We start from the raw sequence: 16292 nt of genomic DNA, 5'->3' as shown, positions 1-16292 counted from the left end.
TGCCATCACACGGCGCCCGTCAGGAATGCGCCGCCGACCGCAGCGATGATAAGCCCAGCGGCACGCACGGCATAGCTACCCCAGGGGCGGTTTGTCAGTTGCCCCACCGCGATGCCCGCGAGGTGCAACAGTCCCGTGGCGACGACAAAGCCCAGCGCATAGGAATAGGGGCTCACGGCCTCCGGCAACTCGGTTCCGTGCGCGTGGCCGTGGAAGATCGCGAAAGAGCCGACGATCACGGCGGCGACCCAGAGCGGTGCCCTTACGGCAAAGGCAACGAGCAGGCCGAGGATCACGCCCGAGAGGGCAATCCCGGTCTCGACCGCCGGCAGCGGCACGCCCGCCACGCCCAGAGCTCCGCCAAACGCCATCACAACCGGAAAGATGATCGGAAGAAGCCAGATGGCAGGCGCTCTTAGAAACGCCCCCCACAATCCAACCGCCACCATGGCGACGACGTGGTCCCAGCCGAAGAGGGGGTGGGTGAACCCGCTGACAAATCCGCCCTGATCCCCCCCGCCCGTGTGCGCCTGCGCCGTCCCGGCGATGAGCATGCCGAAAGCGGCAATCCAGATGGTCTTCCACATGTCCTGTCCTTCCAGTCGTCGGAACCGCTGCCCTGAACGGGTTGCCGGGGCGATTGCGCGGGTTCTCGAGTCCTTGCGTCTCCTGTCGTCCGGCCTCTGCCTATCCCGCATGCGAGGACCGAAACACAAACGAATGTCCTCACGTCAGAATGTCGCACGGTGCTGACACACTCTCAATTCCAAAATCCGTGCGCATGCCAACCGTCGTCCGCCACTCTGTCGTCCCACTCAGAACGCGAGGGATAGATTTGCCGTGAAGATGTTGTTTTCGAACCGGCGCTTGGCGGCAAACTCGGCCACGTATTTGATCTTGAGGCTGACATCGGCACCAAAGAGCTGTCCGCCACTGAAGGTCACGATCGGACCGGCGCCTGCAACCCGCGCCTGCAGGCTATCCGCGCCCAGCGCCACGCGGGTCTGTTCCGCACCGCGTCCGGTGTCGTCGTCGAGCTGCTGATAGAAATAGCCGGTCAGGCCGAATCCCCATCCTGACCGAAGGCGCTGGACCACGGCACCTTCGAGTTGGAGCGCCGGCGCGGTCTGATAGTCGGTGGCGTTGTTTTCGGTGCTGAACATAAGGCTCGCCGCGCCCGAAATCTCGAGCCCGCTGGAGGGATTAAGCCATGTGACCGCAACGAAGGGCTGAAAACTCCAGACGTTCTTGCCGTTCGACAGGGCGTCGACAGTTCGAGCCGCCACGTTGACGGTCGCCGTGTCATAATCACCCGTGGGCGCGTACACGCTCAGACCGGTGCTGTAGTGCAGCTTGTCGTCGTGCCAACCGACAAGCCCGGTGAAGATCAGGTCGCCGATGCCCGACGTGCTGTCGTCGAGCGCCGCGCCTGCGAGGGGAGGTGTGACGGCGGTCCAGGTCAGTTCGGGGTTCACGATCGGGATGGTCACGTTGAACGCCGGGGTGCCGCCCCAGAGGTCGATCGCGAAGGACTGGGTAATTCCGAGCCGCAGCAGATTGAGCTTGACGTCCGTGTCCGCCGCGATCGGAAGACCGCCGACTGACAGGCCATCGATCTGCCCTTCCAGATAGTCATAGCTAAAGGACAGGTATGTGCCGGGCGGCGGGACGATCCCTGCAAAAGTGTCGCGCGTGCCCAGGAAATAGGCTCCGATCCCGCCCTCCACGGCCAGCACCGGTGCGGCGGTGACCGCGAGGACCGCACCAAGTGTGGCGGCCCACAGCGGCTGTCTGTATGTCGACATGGTCAGATGTCCTTTCATGGCGTGTACCAGATGGGCGAGGTGTAGGCGCGCTCCTGAATCGAGGCGGGCGCACCGTCGGGGATCTCGATGCCAAAAACCTTGGCATCGTAGGTGGTCCAGCGCGGCGTCGGAATCTCGAGGACGCGGACGTAGTAAAAGGCGCGCTGCGCAGCGTCGAACTCAGGGTCTTCCCAGAAGCCTGCGAGAATCGCCTGCCCGATGTCGTTCGTCCAGGTGGCGTTTGCCGCGTCGACCGTGTTTCCGACCGCGCCGTCACAGCCCTCGGGCACAAGCGCGCGCCCACCGCAGGCAATGTCGTAGACTCTCTCGGCAGTCGTGCCGTCGGCATTGAGCCAGCCCTTGACGATCTGGATGCGGTCGAGATTGGCACCGTCCGGGTCCCGCAGCGCACGGACCATGAGGCGCGGCGCGCGCCCATCGGCGTCGACGGCAAGATCGCTCCCCATCGGGACACCGTTGGCGTATCCGTGGGCGTCGAAATCCGCGCGCGGGAGATCGGTCTTCTCAAAGTCGTAGCCCGCGAAAACGCGCACGCGGATGCGGGTCCCGGTCGTCGCGTAGACCTCCTTGCGCGCCATCGCATCCCAAAGCGCCTCGCGGGTATTCTCCCGCGCCCAGACCGCCGCGAGTCCGGCGGCCGAAGTCTGCCACGCCCGTTGCTGGCCCTCCGGGCCGCTCCCCCGACCCGTGATGACCTCCTCCATACGGATCGGATCCGACGTTGGTTCGAGCGCGCTGATCTTGCCGAAAAAGTTGTTCTCCTGCGTCGTCGAGAGCGAGGTATGCGAGTCGGTCGAGCCGATCATTCCAAACTTGAACGGGTTGCGACCAAGCGCCGCCTCATAGGCAAGACCGCGCTTGTAGGCTTCGCGGGCATATTCGCGCGGCAGCATCTCGGGGGTCTTCGGCGCCGGGCCGAAACTGCCCTTGTCCCATGTTTCGAAATCGGCAAACGCGTCATCGGTGGATAGGAACGGGTGCGTCTCCCCGTCGCCCTTCATCTGGGTGACCTCGTAGAGCGGCTCCCACCGCATCCGGGCCGCCGCGTAGTCTTCGGTCAGCGGACCTCCAGACAGCGTCACGTCGTCGAACATCAATCCATTCGAGACGTTTCCGTTGTGCGGGATGGCGAGCAGCTTTCCGCCGGTTTCGTCCTCGTAGGTCTGCATCCACTCCCAGAGCGCCTCCGGGTCTGGGTTGCGATCCGAGGATAACGGGATCATTCGGTCCGCCAGAGCTTTGCCATCCCGATAGACGACGACGCGGTGCAGGTTGTTCCCGTTCGGCATTGACGTCCATTCGTAGCCGATGAAGGCCGTAAAGGCGCCCGGAGTGCTGGCCGTCTCTGCCGCTTCGGTGATCTGTTCCCAGGCGATTTCAGAGACGGCTTCGTTGTCGGCGAGCGTGTTCGTTCGGTCAATCTTGCCCGTCCGCCAAAGATCGTACGCGCCCGGCGAGTCGCCAACCTGAAGAAGGGCAAAGAGCTTCGCGCCAAAGGGTTCCTCGGTGACGATGGGGTTCGCCTCGGCCAAGAGCGGCGAGACGCCCAGACCTTCCGAATGGTCCGCGACGACGAGGAAATCGAGGGGCCGCGCAAGACGCGCGGGAACACCCATACTCGACACCACCGCCTCACCTTTGGCGAATAGATAGGCATCCGCGGGACCCAGAGTGTTGCCGATCATGCCCGCATCGGCCGAATAGCTCGTATGCAGATGCGTGTCGCCGAAAAAGACCTGATTGGGATAATCCTCGCTCAGATACGGGGAATAGGTCGCCGTGGCCGATGGAAAGACCGCGGGTGCGTCCTCTTGGGCGAGGGCCGGCACGGCGCAAACAACGAGACTGGTCGTGGCAAGGAGGCGATACATTATGATTCTTCCTTTCAGCCCGGTGTGTACCAAATGGGCGAGGTATAGGCGCGCTCCTGCGTGATCAGCGGCACGTCGTCCGGCAGGTCGAGCCCGAACTTCACCGCGTCATAGGCCGTCCAGCGCGGAGTTGGGATCTCGATCACCCGCGCGTAGTAAAAGGCCGAGAGCGCCGGGTCGAACTCGGGATCGCTCCAGACCGCGCCAAGCTCGGGTGCGCCGATGGTGTTGGTCCAGGACGGGATAGACAGATCGACCGTGTTGCCCACCGCCGGAAGCTTGCCGTCGGTTCCGGGCGCACGCCCGTCAGACCAGGCGACATCATAGACCTTTTCGCGCGGCGTCCCCTCGGCGTCGATCCAGCCCTTGATGATCTGGATGCGGTCAAGATTCGCCCCGATGGGATCGCGCAGTGCGTAGACGAGGAATGAAGGCGCCCCGTCACCGCTCGGCAGGTCGCTCCCCATCGGAACGCCCTTGGAATATCCGACAAGCGCCAGATCCCGTCCCGACACGTCGCTTTCCTCGAAATTCCGGCCGCCGAACAACCGCACCCGCATCCGCGGACCGGTGGTGGCATAGACCTCGCGTCGCTCCATCGCGTCAAAGAGAGCGCCGCGCGTGTTGCTTTCAGCCCAGACTGCGGTGAGACCCGAGGTGATGTATTGCCAGGAGTTGAGCGCGACGCTGCCGTCGGCATACCGCTTGCTCACATGCTGTGACCGCTCGGGGCTCGGCTCGTATGCCGCGTATTTGCCAAAGAAGTTGTCATTGTCCGACGTGGTCAGCCCGACATGGTTGTCGGAGGCGCCAACAAGCCCGAACTTGAAGGGGTTGGCACCAAGCTCTGCCTCGAGCATCAGCCCGCGCAGCAGGCCCGAGCGCGCGTATTCCCCCGGCAGCATCTCCGTCGTCTTGGCGACCGAGGCGTCAAGATTGCCATAGTCCCATGTCTCGAAATCGGCGAACTCGTCCTCAGGCGACAGGAACGGATGCGCTTCCCCGTCACCCTTGTTTTGGGTCGCCTCATAGAGACGCTCCCACTTCTGGCGCGTCGCGGCATACTCGGCATCCAGCGCCGCCCCACCGGCAAAGTCGTCCTGAAGTGCGAACATCATACCGTTCGACAGGTTCCCGTTGTGCGGAATCGCAAGCACGTCTCCCCCGGTCACGTCCTCATAGTTCTGCAGCCAGGCCCAGAGGTCGCGCGGATCGGGCGAGCCAACCGGCGGCGTCGTCGTGTAGGGAACCATCTGACCCGCGCGGTCGGCATTATCGCGGAAGATCACGTTACGATGCAGGTTGTTGCCGGAGACCAGAGAGGTCCACTCAAATGCAATGAACGTGGTGAAAACGCCCGGATTGTCGAATTCCTCGGCGGCGGCCACGATATCGTCCCAGACGCGCTTGTAGCCCGGATTGCCCGGCTGGTAGTTGAGCGCAGGCGAAACCGTCCCCTGCGAGAACGAGGCTGTCAATTCGAACGCGGCCTGCTGGGCCGCGTTGCCGCCCTTGTTGAACGCCTCGTGAAAATACCGGCCCTGTTCGTCAGCCATGATGTTGGGCGCGCCGCCGATGATGTCGGTAATGGCGCCCATTCCATCCGTGTGGTCGGTGATCATGTAAAAGTCGAGCGGGCGGGCGAGTTTCACCGGCTGGCCGGTGTTTGAGATCACTTGCTCGCCGCGGGCAAAGCGATAGGCATCGCGGGGGAGCAGGCGTGTGCCAGAGCCGCCCGCATCTGCTGACAAGGCGGTGTGGACATGCGTGTCGCCAAAATAGACCTCTGTTGGGAAGGCCCGGTTTGCATAGGGCGAATAGGGCCGCCCCGCAGGTCCGGAGAGGCCCTCGGCCTCGATGGCGTCCTGAGCAACAGCGGTCGTCGCAAGCAGGACCGCGCCTATCGTCACGAAAAGTCGTGTCATCGTCGACATGGCAATCTCCCTAAGTCTTGAGCTTCTTGACCGGATTGGTGTCGTTGCGACCCTTCACGGCATCAACCTTGCCGTTGATCCCGGCCGTGTCGCGCGCCGTCTGTCCGACGTCGCAGCGATTGCCGACGCCTACCGTGGCCGTCATGGCCGCGCCCGTCGCCACCTTGGTCGGCGTGCAATTCGGATCGACGGCATCCTTCACCGAGCCGACGCGCCCCGCAGGGGCTGATGCGCAGCGAACAAATACGCGCAGGCGATGAGGCCGAAGCGGATCATGGGCGATGTCTCCTGAAATGTGCGGCAACGTGGGTGCCGGAATGAAAAGGCGCGCGCGCAGCTGCGCGCAGAAATCGTCGAAAAAAGGAGGGCCAAAACCGTCAGCCCCATGCGCATGAAAAATCCTCCGGTGGGGACCCGCCTCTTCTCGAACCCGCGGCAGCAGCCCCACGTCCGAGTCGGCCACAGCAGGAAACATGCGCAGAATGCATCGGTTTCGACTCTCCCTATCTTGACAAGGCACAAGTTCGCGCTGTGAGATGATCCAAAACTGGATAATTCGACCGAAAAATTTGAACCCGGAGATCCTGTGGACGCGACTGTCGCCAAGACTCTGACCACCGGATCGCTAGCGCAGGCCGACCCGGACCTGTGCCACGAACTGCTCGGCACTGGCAGGATCCGGCGCTTCATCGACGGAGCCATGATTTATGGCTTCCACCAAGAGCAGATCTGCCTCTGGGGCGTCGTGTCGGGGGTCGTCCGCATCTTCGCGACGATGAACGAACAGGACCCAAAACTCGTCCATTGCGCAGGTCCAGGGTTCTGGTTTGGCGAGGTCTCGGTCATCACCGGGCAGACCCGCGCCGTGCAGGCCGAGGCGTCTGGAGATCTCATGCTCTGCGCAATCGACCGGAGCGTTGTCACCCGCATCGCCCAACGGGATCCGGACGTGTGGCGGGCGGTCGCCATGCTGTCGGTGATGAACGAGTTGATGGCCATCGGGGCGGGCGAGGACCTGATGATCCGGGACTCGAGAAAGCGGCTCGTCGCCGTTCTGCTGCGGTTCGCCGGACACCGGAACGGCTTCCAGGGCGCCCCGCCAATCCCCACGGTAGCGGTGAGCCAACTCGAATTGGCGGCGGCGTCCAGCCTCTCCAGATCATCCGCAACTGAAATCCTCCGAGACCTCGCGCAACGCGGGCTGATCCGGACGGATTACAGGACGATCGCGATTCTGGATCCCGCTGCGCTCAAGGATCTGCTGTCGGATTGACCCAATGCGCGATGGCGGCCGCCCAAGGTCTATGACCGCACCCCGTTCAGGATAGGCAGATGACCGTCAGCCTGCGCCTGACAGTCGTTTCCCCTGTCTATCCCTCGCAAGATCATCGAACAAATCGGATTGTGATGAAACATAGTGCCAAGGAAGGTGTTTTTTTCGCTTATTATATCGACATATATGGTTCCTTCCGACAGGTCACAGCGCCTATCATGGCGGCTGCTCGGGCTGCCATTTAAATCATGCAAGGCATTGATTTTGCTTGGCCCTTCACACACGAGACCACATCGTCACACAGCGCGTCAAGGAATGCGCGCCACCTGAGCGAAGTACGCGTAGCACTCCGCAGAGTGCGATCTGTCGGGCACGGATGTAGTGACCTTATAAACACCCGGCACAGCACGGCTAAGAGCAGTCGATCAATCGCTCCAGATCGCCCCATCCTGCCTGATAATATTTCATTAAATTCAATTTCTTACGAAATATCCACGACGCCAGCCTCCCGAATGCGCACAATTTGGGAATAAGTCTAAGTGAGGGTCGTTCTTTTGACATGGTCTTGACACCAACGCGCCCCTGCAAGGCGGTGAACTCAAGACCCAAACACAGCAGTCTTGGCCGCAACAGCCAAACGCCCTCGTCAATTGGAGTCCATATCATGAGAACCATCCTGTCATTTGTCACTGCCATTACGCTCGGTCTGACCGGGGCCGCGCATGCGGATGTCTCAAAGAAAGTCGGGCGCGCCACTCAGATCAAGGTCGGCAACAGCAGCGTCATGCCCCCCGCCAACCATCAGGGCCAATGGTGGACCCACCCCTCGGGATGCGAATACTCCCGCACCGGGCGGCCCGGAGAAACCGTCTGGTATCTCATCATCAACACCGCCCGGCCCGGCTGCGCGGCCTATATTTCCGTAAGCGGTCGCAGCGATGTCTACTGACCCTGCTCCGACAACACCGGCGTCATATGGATCAGCGTGGGGCGGTCCGCACGCAGCGCTGCCTGCACCGCCTCTTGCAACGCCGTGGCACTCTGCGGGGCCACGGCATGCGCGCCATAAGCCCGCGCAAGGGCGCAGAAATCAGGATTATGCGCCTTGACCGCATTGGGCGCGATCTGCGCGCGCACCATGCTGTCCTCGATCTCTTTCAGCTTGGTATTGTCCCAGATCAGGATCGGCAGGGCCAATCCCTGCTCGACCGCCGTGCCCAGTTCCTGCACCGTATACTGACACCCGTAATCGCCCGCGATTGCGACCGTGGGCTTGCCCCGCCGCGCCATCGCCCCGCCAATCGCTGCAGGCAGCGCATAGCCCAGCGTGCCAAAGCCGGTGGGATGATGCCAGTGACCGGGCCGCGCCATTGGCCAGACCTCCTTGGCGACATAGGCGAATTGCGTCATGTCGGAATAGATCATCGTGTCCTCCGGCAGCGCCGCGCGCAAGGTGTCGCAAAGGCTGGCAATGCCGGGCCGCTCCGCACCGCTCTCGGCCCGCCACCGCGCCCGCGCGGACGCGATCTCTTCAGGCCGCCAGCCGCCGCGAGACCCAAGGTCGTGCCTCAAGAGCGCCCGCCCGAGCGCGCCCGCATCCGCGAGAATCCGGCGATCTCCCGATACAGCCCCACCCAGAACGCTCGCGTCGATATCCACCCGGATCAGCGGCGCACGATGCCCCAAATCTGCCCGCCACAGATCGTTCTGCGACAACTCGCTGCCCACGACCAGCACAAGATCGGCCTCAGCGATGACCGACACACTGTCAGGCCGCGCCAGATAGGCCCCGAAATCGAGCGGCGCCTCCACCCCCATGATCCCGCGCCCGGCATAGCTGGTAAAGGTCGCAGCCCCCAGCCGCGTGGCAATCTCGCGCCACGCCTCGGCACTTTTCACAGCCCCGCCGCCCAGAATGAGCAGCGGCTTGCGCGCGTGCGTCAGCGCCTCGGCCACCTCCGCCGCCGCCTCAGCGGCCAGCACCGGCGCATGATCCAAAGCCACCGCCACAGGCGCCGCCTCGGCCATCCCTTCCAGCGCCGCAATCGGCACCTGAATATGCCGTGGCCTGCCGCGCCGCGTGGCAAACTCCACAAGCGCGCGGTCAATCAGCCGATAGGCACTGGCGGCATCCCGCGCCTCTTCGCTCCACTCACAGACACAGCCCGCCGCCGCGCGCTGATCGCGCATCTGGTGCAACTGCCCCTGTTGCGCCGCCGTCTCGTCCAGACAGGACGACAGCACCAGCACCGGCACACTGTCCGACCACGCCTGCCCCAGCGGCGTCAGGATATTGCACAGCCCCGGCCCGGTGATCACATAGGCCACACCCGGTTGGCCCGTGGCCCGCGCATAGCCATCGGCCATGAACCCCGCGCCCTGTTCATGCCGCGCGAGAACATGCGTGATCCCGGCCTCTTCGATCCCGCGATACATTTCCTGATTATGCACCCCCGGAATACCAAAGATCACCTCAACCCCGCGCGATTTCAGCATATGGCTGATCTGCGCCCCCAAGGGTGCCTGTGCGCGAAACTCAACGGATTTCTCAGCCATCTCAGGCTCCTTATGAGGTCAGAATGTTAAGGACGCCAGAATGACGGCAGAATGAGCACGATGACGGCCAGAATCTCCAACCGCCCCATCAACATGGCAAGAATCATCAATACCTTGGCCGCATCTGGAAAAGCCGAGAGCGATCCAGTCGCCCCGACACTCTGGCCAAAGGCGGGACCGACATTGAAGATCGAGGTCCAGGCCCCTGTGACCGATTCCATCAAGGTCAACCCTGTGAGTTCGAGGGCCACCGAAAAGAAGCCCAGCGACAGGATATAGACGGTGAAGAGGAGCATCACCGATTGCAAAACCTCATCTTCCACCTTTCGCCCCTCATGGCGCAGCACCATCACACTCGATGGGTTGAAGATTCGACGCGCCTGCTGCCCCAGAGCCCGCAACATGAGCTGGTAGCGGAAAATCTTGATGGAACAGCCCGTGGACCCCGTGCAGCCGCCAATCGCGCCAACCGCGATCAACACAACAAATGGAAAATTGCCCCAGGCCGTCACGTCGCCGTCGCCATATCCCGTGCCGGTGAAAATCGAGACCACGTTGAACAACCGCTCCCGCAGGCTTTCTTCGGTGATCCGGCCATTCATCAGGAAATCATAGACTGCCACCAACGCAAACGCATAGAACAGCCAGCGCAGATAGGTGCGCACCTGCGTGTCGCGATAGATCGGTTCCAGATTGCCATGCACCCCCTGCATCATTCGCACAAAGGGCAGACTCGCAAGGATCATAAACACAACGCAGGCATATTGCGGTGGCCCTGGAAACGCTCCGAAGGACACATCATAAGACGAGAAACCGCCAGTGGACACAGTGGTCAGCGCATGCACTGTCGCATCGAACGCCCCCATTCCCAGCGTCAAATAGCTCAGCGTACAGACCGCCGTCAGCCCAAGATAGACGTTCAGCACCCCTTTCGAGATGTCGATCGTGCGCGGCAGCGCCTTGCCAAAGGTGTCAAACCCTTCGGCGCGAAAGAACTGCATCCCCCCCACCCGCATTTCTGGCAGAAAAACCAGCGCAACGATCACGATCCCAAGGCCGCCCAACCATTGCAGAATGCCGCGCCACAGCAACAGCCCCTTTGGCAGGTCATCGAGCCCGGCGATTACTGTCGCACCTGTCGTCGTGACGCCTGACATCGCTTCAAAAAACGCGTCAATGAACCCCAACCGGGTCTCACCCAGAATGAACGGCAGCGCTCCAAAAAGCGGCAGCGCCACCCAGACCAGCGTGGTCAGCAAAAACGCCTGTTGGATCGTCAGCCCCTGACCCACAGAATTCTTGCAGGCCAAGGCCACGAGCCCCCCCATCAGGCAGGTCACGATCATGCTTTCGGCAAACACCGGCCAATGTTCCCGCCCTTCGGCGATATCCACCAAAAGCGGCAACGCCATGGTCAGGCCCATGGCCATGACCATCAGGCCAACGAGATATCCCACGGGTCGCATATCGAACATGAGGCGCAGAGTTGGCGGTTGCCACTCAGACTGTCAAGCTGGATCAGCGCTTGCGCGGCCCTCTTAATCCGGCAGAATGTCCTCGAACACAAAGCTCGGTATATCACTACGGCTCAGGCCCATGCTTGCCAGTTCCGACTCGCTTAGGCTCTGAAGATAGGCCACACTCGCAATCCTCTGGCGCGCCAAGAGATAGCCATTCATCCCGGCGGCGCGTTCCACCAGAAAAAGATCCAGATCGCGCCGCCATTGGGCGGGCATGAACCGGGTTATCAGGTCGCTTTCGGCCATGGGGTTCCCCTTCTTGGATCAGACAGGTCCCCTCCCTCTGCTCATGATACCGCAACAGATCGCAAAAATCGCGCACCCTGTTGAATGCCGCGCAAAGTGTTGCTGCATTGCAGCATTCCAATCAACTCGGCCTCACCCACCGCAATAGCCGTCTGCGACTCACGGCTTCGCGGTCGGATCACGTCGCTTGTCGGCATGCAATGCCCGCCCGCGCCGGACCCCCTCCCGCGCTCCCACACGCTCGAGCCAGCGGGCGAAATGCGGCTTGTCCTCCAGCGTCTGTTGCTGCCCCTCCCAGAGCGAGCACCAGCCCCAGAGCGCCATATCGGCGATGGAATAGAAATCACCCGCAACAAAGTCATGGCCGGCCAATTGCCGATCGAGCACGCCATAAAGCCGCGCCACCTCACCACGGTAGCGGTCCTTGGCATAGGGGATATCGTCCTTGGCGAATTTCAGAAAATGATGCGCCTGACCAGCCATTGGCCCGACACCGCCCATCTGCCACATCAGCCATTGATCGACCGCGATATGGTCGCGCATGCTCTCGCCGTAAAACTGCCCGGTCTTGCGCGCCAGATATTGCAGGATCGCCCCGGATTCGAAAATATGGATCGGCGCGCCGTCCGGCCCGTCGGGGTCGGTGATGGCGGGGATGCGATTGTTGGGCGAGATTTTCAGATACTCAGGGGCATGCTGATCGCCCGCCCCAATATCAATTAGGTGACAGCGATACGGCAGGCCCATTTCCTCGAGGGCGATGGAAACTTTCCAGCCATTCGGCGTGGGCCAGTAATAGAGGTCAATCGGGGCGGGCATCGGTCAATCTCCTGCGCAGTGTGCGCGCTCAGAATGACGGTTTGCGCCCCATTGGCAAGGGCAGGCGTATCTCTGGCAGGGTCAGAAGGCGCGACCAGCGCGGTTCGGACACGCAAGGCAGCGCCGCCCGGAGCGCGCCAAGCGGCAAATCCGGGCCACGGCGCAACAGGCTGTTGTAAAGGCCAAAGACACCGGGCCGGGTATAGGGCGACCAGTGACAGATACGCGCGGTCGCAGGCGCTATGGCAAATCCCGCGCGCTCCAGCGCCGCCAATGTGCCGGAATGATCCATCTGAAGGTTCAGCACATTGGCCCCGCTGGGCAGCGCAAGACCCAGACTCCGGTCCCCGCGTTTGGGCGGAGCAATGAGACATTCCAACAGGAAATCGTAAAAATCATTCTCGCGGCTGGTGATATTGATCACCTCCGCACAACGCCCCGCAGGTGTGTCGAGCGCCTCTGCCGCGCGCTGACCAAATTCCGCCCCAGCCAACAGGATCACCCGGCTCAACGCCCCCGCCGGCAAATGCCGCAGCGCCGAGAGGACAACCCGCGCGCCCAGCGAATGCGCCACCGCGTGAATGGGCCGCTCCGGGGCAATGGCGCGACACATCTCAATCACCTGCGCCAGTTGACGACCCGCCTCGGCCGCCTCGGCATAGGCACCCCAGATATGGCCACGCGCCTGCCAGCCAAACCCGATGCCCAACCCTTCGTCAGGCGCACCCGCGCCAAATCCCAACCCGGCAGGCCAACTGCGCACCTTGAAACAGGTGCGCTCCGGGGCGAGCGAAAAAATGTGGCGATGCGGGCATTCCGTGGGATGGTTGGGCGCGTATTTGAAGCCATGCACCATCACGATCACGGGGCCATCTCCCACCGGGAGACCGGACAGGACAGAGTCCAGATCACCCGGCCCGTCATGCACCATCGGCCCCATTGGCCCCGCATTCACATGGATCAGCGGCATGTCCCTCATCCCACTAGATGTTGTGGGTGTGGGGTAACCGACACATACGTCGCTAAGGTGACGCTTGCATGAAACCTGCGTGACACAGTTGACGACGCCCGCACGCAGGAGTAATGCGCGACTGTGGCGATTTGTTACCGGATTGCGGGCCACGTTAAACAAACCGCTAAAAGGTCAGGATGAAAGGCCCCTTTCGCTTGACCGCGTTGGGGCTTTTTTCATGGGCGGGCTGCCCGGAGGTTGGATATGAGCGAGACTTGGCAAAAGCGCACCAAACTGGTGCATGGCGGCACGCGACGCAGCCAGTATAACGAGGTGAGCGAAGCGATTTTCCTCACCCAAGGGTTTGTCTATGACACCGCCGAGGCGGCGGAGGCGCGGTTCATCAAGGCGGGCGCGGATGAGTTCATCTATGCCCGCTATGGCAACCCCACCGTCGCGATGTTCGAAGACCGGATCGCAGCCCTTGAGGGTGCCGAGGATGCCTTTGCCACCGCAAGCGGCATGGCGGCTGTCTCGGGCGCGCTCACGTCGATGCTGCGGTCAGGCGACCATGTGGTGTCCGCCCGTGCCCTATTCGGCTCCTGCCTCTATGTGCTCGAGGAAATCCTGACCCGGTTCGGGGTCGAGGTGACTTTCGTCGATGGCACCGATCTGGACCAATGGCGCGCGGCGATCCGGCCCGGCACCAAGGCGGTATTCTTCGAGACCATCTCGAACCCCACGCTCGACGTGGTCGATATCCGCGCGGTGGCGGAGTTGGCCCATGCGGCGGGCGCGCTCGTGCTGGTGGACAATGTCTTTGCCACACCCGTCTTTTCCCGCGCCATCGAACAGGGTGCGGATGTGGTGATCTATTCCGCGACCAAGCATATCGACGGGCAAGGCCGCACGCTGGGCGGGGTGATCCTCGGCACGCGCGATTTCATCCGCGGCACCGTCGAGCCCTACATGAAACACACCGGCGGCTCGATGTCGCCCTTCACGGCTTGGGTCATGCTCAAGGGGCTCGAGACCATCGACCTGCGCGTGCGCGCACAGACCGCAAGCGCACAGACGATTGCCGATGCGTTGCAGGGCGATGCGCGCCTGGCGCGGGTGATCTATCCGGGTCTGCCTAACCATCCGCAGCACGCTCTGGTGCGCGCGCAGATGGGCGAAGGCGGCACGGTTCTGGCGCTCGACCTCAAGGGCGGGCAAGAGGCGGCCTTCCGCTTCCTGAACGCGCTGGACATCGTGATCATCTCGAACAATCTGGGCGATGCGAAATCCATCGTGACCCACCCCGCCACCACCACGCACCAGCGCCTGCCTGCCGATCAAAAGGCGGCGCTCGGTATCACACCGGGTCTTGTCCGATTGAGCGTAGGGCTGGAAGATTGCGGCGATCTGATCGACGACATTCGCAATGCCCTGGAGGCCGCAGGCTGAGAGCAAAAAGTTTTTCAGCTATTTCCGGGGCTTGAATGATCCGCTTTGCCGCATTTGGCGTAAATCCCTACGATAATAGCAATTCCTGCCAAAACGCTATATGTAAGGGTCTGGCAGAGCTGAAGGGAAGTTTTGCGATGAATGTGCATCCGTCTGAAATGAAGCCTGCACCGGATCGGGACGAGGCTAAGGAAGCGCTTGCGCTTTTGCGGGATTGGGCGCGCGCCGCCTCCCCCGAGGAAGTGGCCGATCTCGACCCGGCAATCGCGCGGCTCCTGCCCTCGGGCGAACTGTCGAATTACCCTCATTTGGCGCGCGACTACCCAGAGGATTTCGCGACCAATCCGGCCTATCTTGCCACCCTGCCCGACCTGCAAAACGGCCCCGCGTCACTTATTCGCGGCACCAGACAGCAGTTGCAACATGTGGGGATTTCCAATTTCCGCCTGCCGATCCGTTACCATACCCGCGACAATGGCGACTTGACGCTCGAGACTTCGGTCACGGGCACGGTCAGCCTTGATGCGGGCAAAAAGGGCATCAACATGTCCCGGATCATGCGCAGTTTCTACAAACACGCCGAAAAGACCTTCAGCGCCGAGGTGATGGAGGCGGCTTTGGCCGATTACATCACCGATCTCGAGTCGGTCGATGCGCGCCTGCAAATGCGCCTCTCCTACCCGGCCAGGGTGCGCTCGCTGCGCTCCGGTCTGGAGGGCTTTCAATATTACGACATCGCAATGGAACTGGTCGAATCCGCCGGGATCAAGCGGAAGTTCATGCATCTCGATTACGTCTATTCCTCAACCTGCCCCTGCTCGCTGGAACTCAGCGAACATGCGCGGTCTGCACGCGGCCAGCTTGCGACGCCCCATTCTCAGCGCTCGGTTGCGAGGATTTCGGTCGAGCTGATCGAAAACGACTGCCTCTGGTTCGAGGATCTGATTGAATTGGCCCGTCGCGCCGTGCCAACCGAGACGCAAGTGATGGTCAAGCGAGAGGATGAACAGGCCTTTGCCGAATTGAACGCCGCCAATCCGATTTTTGTCGAGGATGCGGCACGCCTCTTTTGCGAACAGTTGCTCTCCGATCCCCGCATCGGGGATTTCCGCATTATCGCCAGCCATCAAGAGAGCTTGCACAGCCATGATGCCGTCAGCGTTCTGACCGAGGGCGAGACCTTTGCCGCGCAAAGTCTCGATCCAAAATTGTTTCAGACGCTGATTCACGGGCGATAAGCGCGGAAATCAGGCGAGACGGCGAGAATTTAAGCAGAAATCCGCGTAGCGCTACGATTGTGATTTGACCTACGGTCAAATTGCTGCAACGCAGCGATGCGCGCGTTATATTCTGTCATCCGTCTGCGCTAAGCGTAGGGCGCACCTGTTGAAAGGGACGAAACCATGCTTGCTCCTGACCTTCCGCTGAAACTTTCCGCCGCCGGAATCCGCTTCACCGGATATATGATTGAAAAACAGCTGCGCGTCGCGCAGGTCTTCGGCGAGGCTGCCTTAAAGGCGGGCCCCTTCGCGCGGGGGATGGCCGACAAGGCCGCAACACCTGCCGCTCCGGCCAAAACAGAGGCGCCAAAATCAGAGGCACAGGCGGCAAAATCCCCCGCAAAACCGCGTCCTGCCAAACGGGCCAAGACCGCCGCGACGAAACCAGCCGTGGTTGCAACGCCGAAACCCGCCCCAGTTCCCGAGGCAAAAGCCGCCCCCGCCCCTGCCCCCGTGGCCAAAACCCCAACGCCCGTGACCGCGCCGACACCGACACCGGCACCCGCTCCAGCACCGGCCGCCGCCCCAAAGGCAGCAGTCGCGGCACCTGCCCCGACGCCCAAGGC

15 protein-coding genes, 1 pseudogene and 1 riboswitch are annotated in these 16292 nt (G+C 62.2%); of the genes and pseudogenes, 6 read left to right on the top strand and 10 right to left on the bottom strand.

Annotated elements, in window-relative coordinates; genetic code table 11:
• Positions 1-5: 5 nt before the first annotated feature.
• The 5 genes from VR71_RS04235 to VR71_RS24620 all read right to left on the bottom strand — a co-directional run bounded on the left by VR71_RS04235 (position 6) and on the right by VR71_RS24620 (position 6106).
• Positions 6-587 (bottom strand): HupE/UreJ family protein, encoded by a 582-nt coding sequence (locus VR71_RS04235; protein WP_045681497.1) that lies wholly within the window; start codon positions 585-587, stop codon positions 6-8.
• A 228-nt stretch (positions 588-815) separates the two neighbouring features.
• Positions 816-1805 (bottom strand): transporter, encoded by a 990-nt coding sequence (locus VR71_RS04230; RefSeq protein WP_296429860.1) that lies wholly within the window; start codon positions 1803-1805, stop codon positions 816-818.
• A gap of 14 nt (positions 1806-1819) precedes the next feature.
• The gene (locus VR71_RS04225) at positions 1820-3697 is read right to left on the bottom strand and encodes a DUF3604 domain-containing protein (protein WP_045681494.1); all 1878 of its coding nucleotides are present in this window, start codon (positions 3695-3697) and stop codon (positions 1820-1822) included.
• A gap of 14 nt (positions 3698-3711) precedes the next feature.
• A complete protein-coding gene (locus VR71_RS04220; RefSeq protein ID WP_045681492.1) occupies positions 3712-5631 on the bottom strand; it encodes a DUF3604 domain-containing protein in 1920 nt (639 codons plus the stop codon).
• Positions 5632-5641: 10 nt separating this feature from the next.
• Positions 5642-6106 carry a hypothetical protein gene (locus VR71_RS24620; protein ID WP_296429859.1) on the bottom strand — a complete coding sequence of 155 codons (465 nt, stop codon included), beginning with the start codon at positions 6104-6106 and terminating at the stop codon, positions 5642-5644.
• Between the two features lie 111 nt (positions 6107-6217).
• Between VR71_RS24620 and VR71_RS04210 the strand changes: the two genes are divergently transcribed.
• From VR71_RS04210 to VR71_RS04195, 3 genes are all read left to right on the top strand, one after another.
• Complete coding sequence (locus tag VR71_RS04210) at positions 6218-6904, top strand: Crp/Fnr family transcriptional regulator (RefSeq protein ID WP_045681490.1); 687 nt, start codon at positions 6218-6220, stop codon at positions 6902-6904.
• A gap of 59 nt (positions 6905-6963) precedes the next feature.
• Positions 6964-7149, top strand: a complete 186-nt coding sequence (locus VR71_RS04205) for a hypothetical protein (protein ID WP_045681488.1) — start codon at positions 6964-6966, stop codon at positions 7147-7149.
• A gap of 419 nt (positions 7150-7568) precedes the next feature.
• Positions 7569-7853 (top strand): hypothetical protein, encoded by a 285-nt coding sequence (locus tag VR71_RS04195; protein WP_045681483.1) that lies wholly within the window; start codon positions 7569-7571, stop codon positions 7851-7853.
• Here VR71_RS04195 and VR71_RS04190 read toward each other — a convergent pair.
• The 5 genes from VR71_RS04190 to VR71_RS04170 form a co-directional block, all read right to left on the bottom strand.
• The gene (locus VR71_RS04190; protein ID WP_045681481.1) at positions 7847-9460 is read right to left on the bottom strand and encodes a thiamine pyrophosphate-binding protein; all 1614 of its coding nucleotides are present in this window, start codon (positions 9458-9460) and stop codon (positions 7847-7849) included. The genes VR71_RS04195 and VR71_RS04190 overlap by 7 nt on opposite strands.
• A 26-nt stretch (positions 9461-9486) precedes the next feature.
• Positions 9487-10935 (bottom strand): TrkH family potassium uptake protein, encoded by a 1449-nt coding sequence (locus tag VR71_RS04185; protein WP_045681479.1) that lies wholly within the window; start codon positions 10933-10935, stop codon positions 9487-9489.
• A 63-nt stretch (positions 10936-10998) separates the two neighbouring features.
• Positions 10999-11226, bottom strand: a complete 228-nt coding sequence (locus tag VR71_RS04180; RefSeq protein ID WP_009818227.1) for a DUF1127 domain-containing protein — start codon at positions 11224-11226, stop codon at positions 10999-11001.
• A 159-nt stretch (positions 11227-11385) separates the two neighbouring features.
• Entirely contained in the window at positions 11386-12045 is a 660-nt protein-coding gene (locus VR71_RS04175) for a glutathione S-transferase N-terminal domain-containing protein (protein WP_009818226.1), read from the bottom strand.
• A 28-nt stretch (positions 12046-12073) separates the two neighbouring features.
• Positions 12074-13015, bottom strand: coding sequence for an alpha/beta hydrolase (locus VR71_RS04170; RefSeq protein WP_045681477.1), 942 nt, complete (start codon positions 13013-13015; stop codon positions 12074-12076).
• 113 nt (positions 13016-13128) lie between these two features.
• Positions 13129-13205: riboswitch (SAM riboswitch) on the top strand.
• Positions 13206-13261: 56 nt separating this feature from the next.
• Here VR71_RS04170 and metZ point away from each other — a divergent pair.
• From metZ to VR71_RS04155, 3 genes and pseudogenes are all read left to right on the top strand, one after another.
• The gene (gene metZ / locus VR71_RS04165; RefSeq protein ID WP_045681475.1) at positions 13262-14446 is read left to right on the top strand and encodes an O-succinylhomoserine sulfhydrylase; all 1185 of its coding nucleotides are present in this window, start codon (positions 13262-13264) and stop codon (positions 14444-14446) included.
• Positions 14447-14583: 137 nt separating this feature from the next.
• Positions 14584-15684, top strand: coding sequence for a GTP cyclohydrolase FolE2 (gene folE2 / locus VR71_RS04160; RefSeq protein ID WP_045681551.1), 1101 nt, complete (start codon positions 14584-14586; stop codon positions 15682-15684).
• A gap of 165 nt (positions 15685-15849) precedes the next feature.
• Positions 15850-16292 (top strand): annotated as a pseudogene (locus VR71_RS04155) (hypothetical protein); the annotation flags it as partial.

Source organism: Roseovarius sp. BRH_c41, assembly GCF_000961715.1.
Lineage (GTDB): Bacteria > Pseudomonadota > Alphaproteobacteria > Rhodobacterales > Rhodobacteraceae > Roseovarius.
The sequence above is the reverse complement of the archived record's forward strand: the minus strand, read 5'-3'. Positions and strand labels throughout refer to the sequence as shown.

Coding starts and splice junctions, on each gene's coding strand:
- VR71_RS04235 (WP_045681497.1), bottom strand. CDS start 587: ATGTGGAAGACCATCTGGATTGCCGCTTTCGGCATGCTCATCGCCGGG.
- VR71_RS04195 (WP_045681483.1), top strand. CDS start 7,569: ATGAGAACCATCCTGTCATTTGTCACTGCCATTACGCTCGGTCTGACC.
- VR71_RS04225 (WP_045681494.1), bottom strand. CDS start 3,697: ATGTATCGCCTCCTTGCCACGACCAGTCTCGTTGTTTGCGCCGTGCCG.
- VR71_RS04185 (WP_045681479.1), bottom strand. CDS start 10,935: ATGTTCGATATGCGACCCGTGGGATATCTCGTTGGCCTGATGGTCATG.
- folE2 (WP_045681551.1), top strand. CDS start 14,584: ATGAATGTGCATCCGTCTGAAATGAAGCCTGCACCGGATCGGGACGAG.
- VR71_RS04230 (WP_296429860.1), bottom strand. CDS start 1,805: ATGTCGACATACAGACAGCCGCTGTGGGCCGCCACACTTGGTGCGGTC.
- VR71_RS04205 (WP_045681488.1), top strand. CDS start 6,964: ATGACCGTCAGCCTGCGCCTGACAGTCGTTTCCCCTGTCTATCCCTCG.
- VR71_RS04175 (WP_009818226.1), bottom strand. CDS start 12,045: ATGCCCGCCCCGATTGACCTCTATTACTGGCCCACGCCGAATGGCTGG.
- VR71_RS04220 (WP_045681492.1), bottom strand. CDS start 5,631: ATGTCGACGATGACACGACTTTTCGTGACGATAGGCGCGGTCCTGCTT.
- VR71_RS04180 (WP_009818227.1), bottom strand. CDS start 11,226: ATGGCCGAAAGCGACCTGATAACCCGGTTCATGCCCGCCCAATGGCGG.
- metZ (WP_045681475.1), top strand. CDS start 13,262: ATGAGCGAGACTTGGCAAAAGCGCACCAAACTGGTGCATGGCGGCACG.
- VR71_RS04170 (WP_045681477.1), bottom strand. CDS start 13,015: ATGCCGCTGATCCATGTGAATGCGGGGCCAATGGGGCCGATGGTGCAT.
- VR71_RS04190 (WP_045681481.1), bottom strand. CDS start 9,460: ATGGCTGAGAAATCCGTTGAGTTTCGCGCACAGGCACCCTTGGGGGCG.
- VR71_RS24620 (WP_296429859.1), bottom strand. CDS start 6,106: ATGTTTCCTGCTGTGGCCGACTCGGACGTGGGGCTGCTGCCGCGGGTT.